The sequence below is a fragment of the Streptomyces alkaliterrae genome (genome assembly GCF_007097205.2).
GTDB classification, from domain to species: Bacteria; Actinomycetota; Actinomycetes; order Streptomycetales; family Streptomycetaceae; genus Streptomyces; species Streptomyces alkaliterrae.
The window spans coordinates 1-489 of the sequence record NZ_VJYK02000702.1 but is presented as its reverse complement, the minus strand read 5'-3'; the positions used below and the strand labels follow the sequence as shown (position 1 = coordinate 489).

The 489-nt window shown below is 71.0% G+C and carries 1 protein-coding gene; it reads right to left on the bottom strand.

Annotation, left to right across the window (positions count from 1 at the left end):
* Nucleotides 1-489, bottom strand: a 489-nt coding sequence (locus FNX44_RS28470) for an endonuclease/exonuclease/phosphatase family protein (RefSeq protein ID WP_323369700.1), incomplete at both ends; no start/stop codon positions are given.

Genomic DNA, 489 nt, shown 5'->3' with positions numbered 1-489 from the left:
CCCCCACCCGTACCGACGGCAGGTGAGCCACATACACGGCGATCTCCCCCTGCGGCGCGTCGGCCACCGCCCGCAACCCCCGACTCCACGGCTCGGTGATCTCCCTCGGCTTGATGTCCACCACGTCGTCCTCTGTCAGCGGGTGCTTCGACCACAGCCCGACCGTCCCGTGGACCACGTGGTACGGGTAGTCAGGTGCCAGCACCCTCTCGTACGTCGGTAGCGCGTGCGGCAACAGCTCCTGCAGCCCGACGAGATCGGCCCCGACGTCGGCCAGCGCACGCGCCGTGCCCGCCGGATCTACGTTCTCGTCACTGACGTTGTGCTGAACCACCACGAGGTCGCGCGGCCCGGCGGCCGCCGCCGGCAGCAACAGCCCGCCGAAGAGATACGTCCAGGCCGCCACCGGCAACAGCAACGCCACCAGGGCGACCGCCGACCGCCGCAGCAACGCCACCCCGAGCAACACCGACACCACCACCCCCACCC